The sequence below is a fragment of the bacterium genome (assembly GCA_024224155.1).
Taxonomy (GTDB): Bacteria; Acidobacteriota; Thermoanaerobaculia; order Multivoradales; family JAHEKO01; genus CALZIK01.
Genome location: JAAENP010000157.1, coordinates 1 through 3943, shown reverse-complemented (window position 1 = coordinate 3943; position 3943 = coordinate 1). Strand labels below are relative to the sequence as shown.

General features: G+C 65.6%; 5 protein-coding genes. 3 read left to right on the top strand and 2 right to left on the bottom strand.

Features of this window, described 5'->3' with window-relative positions; translation table 11 throughout:
• On the top strand, positions 1-415 hold a 415-nt coding region (locus GY769_09825), incomplete at its 5' end, for a hypothetical protein (GenBank protein MCP4202221.1).
• On the opposite strand, the gene GY769_09820 is transcribed toward GY769_09825, so the two are convergent.
• On the bottom strand, positions 337-822 hold the full coding sequence (locus GY769_09820; GenBank protein MCP4202220.1) for a hypothetical protein: 486 nt from the start codon (positions 820-822) through the stop codon (positions 337-339). The two genes, GY769_09825 and GY769_09820, sit on opposite strands and share 79 nt — an antisense overlap.
• Positions 823-1230: 408 nt before the next feature.
• Here GY769_09820 and GY769_09815 point away from each other — a divergent pair, with 408 nt between their 5' ends.
• The gene (locus GY769_09815; GenBank protein ID MCP4202219.1) at positions 1231-2232 is read left to right on the top strand and encodes an EamA family transporter; all 1002 of its coding nucleotides are present in this window, start codon (positions 1231-1233) and stop codon (positions 2230-2232) included.
• A 180-nt stretch (positions 2233-2412) separates the two neighbouring features.
• Positions 2413-3555, top strand: coding sequence for a response regulator (locus GY769_09810; GenBank protein MCP4202218.1), 1143 nt, complete (start codon positions 2413-2415; stop codon positions 3553-3555).
• A 13-nt stretch (positions 3556-3568) separates the two neighbouring features.
• On the opposite strand, the gene GY769_09805 is transcribed toward GY769_09810, so the two are convergent.
• On the bottom strand, positions 3569-3943 hold a 375-nt coding region (locus GY769_09805), incomplete at its 5' end, for a GGDEF domain-containing protein (GenBank protein ID MCP4202217.1).

Below are 3943 nucleotides of genomic sequence, written 5' to 3'. Positions count from 1 at the left end.
CGTCAACCGCCTGGCCGCCAGTCAGGATCCGGTTGCCCTGGACTACTGGGCCGCCAAGGACATCCTCTACCCCATCGACGAGAACCCCAGACATCACCCCGACTTCGAAGGCATCAAGGCCTGGCTCGAGCCCGCCCGCGATCTCATCAATCAGCGCGGAGGCCTCTGGAAACCCAAGAGTGGGATTCGGGCCGACCGGGTGACCACGGACGAAGCCCGGATGCGAGTCTCGTCTTACAGCGCCAAGCAGTTCCTCAAGGACGTCCGCCGGGCTCGACGGGCCGCCCGAGCACCGGCGCCCACGCACGGCACTCACGGCGCCGTTCTCGATCGACGCTACGCCGCGTCGCTGGGAGCTGGACCGGCCTTCGGCCGCGCGCAGTACATGAAGTTGCCGCCGCGGCCGGCGCGATAGTCGTAGTCGCGCTCGCCGTCGTTGAATACAAGCCAATAGCCTTCGACCAGCGCGTGGATGTACATCAGGCCCGGCTCCGGGCAGCCCAGTGAGCCGTCCCGCCAGGTAACGACCTCGGCACGGACGACCTGCAGGGCCTCTTCGGACTTGCCACTGCGCGCCGCGCAATCGGCCCGAGCGGCAGCGAAGAGCTCCGGCGGAATGCCCCGGAACACGCCCTGAGACGGCGCTGGCGATTCGGGCTCGCGCTTCGCGAGCTCCGCGGGCTCCGCCTGCTCCGAAGGTGCCTCCGCACGGTGTCGAGGCTCGGTCGAATCGGCCGGGGACTTAGCCGATGACGCGCCCCCCTGGCAGCCGGCGAACAGCGCGACTGCCGGAAGAATCAACGCGATAGTCGTTCGATGCATTTGCCTGAGCCGGGTGGCGCCCCCGGCTTCTACTTTAGCCGGTGAGCGGTCCGAGGTGAGACAAATGTGGGGCCGGCACCGTCCAGACACAAACGGTCAGGGCGACTCGGGGGGTGAGGTCGACTACTGGCGCATTCTAGTCATCGACCAACGCGCACTGAAAGGGGTTCGAGATGTTTGAGAAGCCGACAATCACGAAGAAGCAGAGGACCGGGCGAGACAGCCGCTTCCGGACCGCCTGTGCCTGGGGGACCTGACTTCGATTCACGACTCGGCTACCATCCAGGTGATCGTCGACCCAAGCGCACTGACTTGTACTCCGATGCCTTAGAAGGGAAACCTGCAACGCCCCCGAAACGACAACCGGGAGCCGGCCACGGGGCCTCACCGCCAGAGAGTGCCTACTGATTGCCTAGACGGGAGCCAGCCGGCACGACGGTGTCGGCTCGTCCGCTCCTCGAGGCACCATCGCGCAACGTCTACCTGGTTGTCGTTCTCGGCCTCTTTCTGATCTGGAGCAACAGCTTTGTCGCCGCATCGCATCTGCTCGGGACCGAGCGCGGGGCGGCCCAGTTCAACTGGCTGAGCCTGACGACGGCTCGGTGTGCGCCGATTGCGCCTCTTTGCCTTTTGTACTGCTTCCTCTTCCGCCGGCAAGAAGCTCTGGGGCTCCTGCGGAGGTTTCCGCTTCGACTCGGCGTGGGCGGGCTGTTGGCGGTTCCCGGATATAACCTCGCACTCTATTTCGGCCAGCAGCACGGTGTACCGCCATCGGTCGCCGCGCTCACGACCGCGCTCTTGCCCCTCTTCGTCGTCGTGCTGGCTGCGGTGTTCCTGAATGAGCGCCTCAGCTCGCGGAAGGCGGTGGGCTTCCTGATTGCCGTAGCGGGTCTCTTCGCCATCGCGATGTCCAGAGGCGCCCTGGGATCGACCGCGGACTACGGCGTGGCCCTCGGCGTGACTGCCTTGGCGCCGCTCCAGTATGCGGCCTACTCGATTCTGAGCAAACCCGCGATGGCCTTCGCCTCGCCGCTGACGTGGACCTACCTGGCGATCGGTTTGGGTGGCATGCCTTTGATGTTGGTCCTACCCTGGGCAGGGGCTCCGGAGATGGCTGCTCTCGAAGCCCCCGGCTGGACTGCCGTTCTCTATCTCTCGGTCCTTTGCACGCTCGTCGGCTATGCCGTGTGGTGCTGGCTGCTCCGCCATCTGCCGGCATCGACCGTAGGTTTTACCGTCTTTCTCAATCCGCCTCTGGCGACCGCCTCCAAGGCTCTTCTCACCCTTCTCTTCCCGGCTGTCTTCGTTTGGCAACTGACCGAACTCGAATGGTTGGGCGGCGGTGTCGTGCTCGCAGGCGTGGCCTTTGCCCTCTGGCCGAGGGTCCAATCGAGCACGCTGACGGAGTAGTAGTCCAGAGCACCGGGCAGTGAAACGAACTAGAGTGAAACCGACTCCCGTGCCGCTGACTCCATTCTTGACAAGGCCGAGTCGGGCAGATCTGCAATAATCCGGTGCAACAGCCCCCGGCGCGGGCAGAAGAGCCATGCACAGCCAGGCGCCAGTCACCATCCAGCAGAGGAATCGGCCGTGAAGACCGTTCTCGTGGTCGACAGCGACACTACGTCGCGCCAGAACCTGATCTCGGGGCTCGCTCGCCTGGAGAACGAGTGCCGCGTGCTGGAAGCCGGCAATGGCGTCGAAGCGATGGAGATTCTGAGCACCAGGCCGGTCGATGTCGTGGCCACCGAGCTGGACATGCCGGTGATGGATGGCTTCGAGCTCTCGGTCTACATCCTGGAGCACCATCCATCGGTGGAGATCATCGTCCTCGGCACCGAGGACTCGGGCAGGGTCGGTCAGGCCCTCACGGCCCAGGGAGCCTTTCGCTACCTGCCCAAGCCTCATGCCGCCGAGTCGCTCGTCGACGTCATCCGGCAGCTGACCCCGGCCGCCACCCGGGGGCCGATCGAGGGTCTCTCCCTGGCGGGCTTCCTCCAACTGCTCAACAGCGAGACCAGGAGCTGCTCGCTGAAGGTGGAGGCACAGAGCGGGATGGGGCGGATCGACCTCGTCGAAGGAGAGATCTTCGACGCTGTCGCGGGTGAGCTCCGAGGCAGGCGGGCGCTCTACTCGCTGCTCGCCCTGGAGGATCCGCAGCTCGAAGCTGAAGAGCCCGGGTCTGAGGTCGACCGAACGATCAACGCCGCTCTACCACGGCTGCTTCTGGAAGCGGCTTTCTGGCAGGACCAGTTCCTGGGTGAGGGTCCACTCCGGCCCGAAGCGCCAGTGCCCGGTGAAGAGTCCCTTCGGATCGTCAGCGGAGAAAACCCGACCGAGGAGCCGTCGGCTTCGGTCGAGATCAGGCGGGGGCTGCTGGCGCTCCTGGGTCTCGACGGCGCCATCGGCGCCGCCGTGGTCGACATGGATCGCTCCACCTGTTTTCTGCACGCGAGCCTCGATCCGCGCTTCGCCGAGACCGCCGTTCGCGCCGGCCAGATAGCGAAACACCGACTCAAGGCGATGGCGGACGGCTCCCGCTATCACGTCCTGCAGATGAAGCTGCCGAGTCCCGATCGCTTCGGTCTGCTACGCCTTGTGCGCTCGAAACCGAACCTGGTGCTGTACTTCGCGGGTGAGCTGGATCGCACCGATCCGGACAAGGCGGGTGCTCTGCTGGCGGACGTGGAGCACCTCTTCGCCGCCCACTCCGGCGCTCTACCCGCCTCCTAGCCGATCCAGCGCGCTAGGTTGCGGCCGAAACGACCCGGTTCCTCCCCTGTCGCCGCGCGCTGTCGAGCGCATCCAGCGCCGCCTGCCGAAGGGCCGAGCAGTCTTCGTACCCTGGCAAGGCCGCCACGCCACAGCTGAACGTAGGAAAGTAGGCGGCATTGTGCGAGTACTCGCGGATCTCCGCGTACAGGCCGCGGATCCCATCCAGGACCTTGACCGCGTTCTGGCCGCTGGTTGCCGGCATCACGACCGCGATCTCGTCACCGCCATAGCGGCTGAGCACGTCGCTACGCCTCAGCCGCTGCTTCCGCAATCCCGCCAGGTTCGGCAGCGCGGAATCGCCGCTCAGGTGCCCGTAGGTCTCGTTGATGGCGTGCAGATGGTCTAT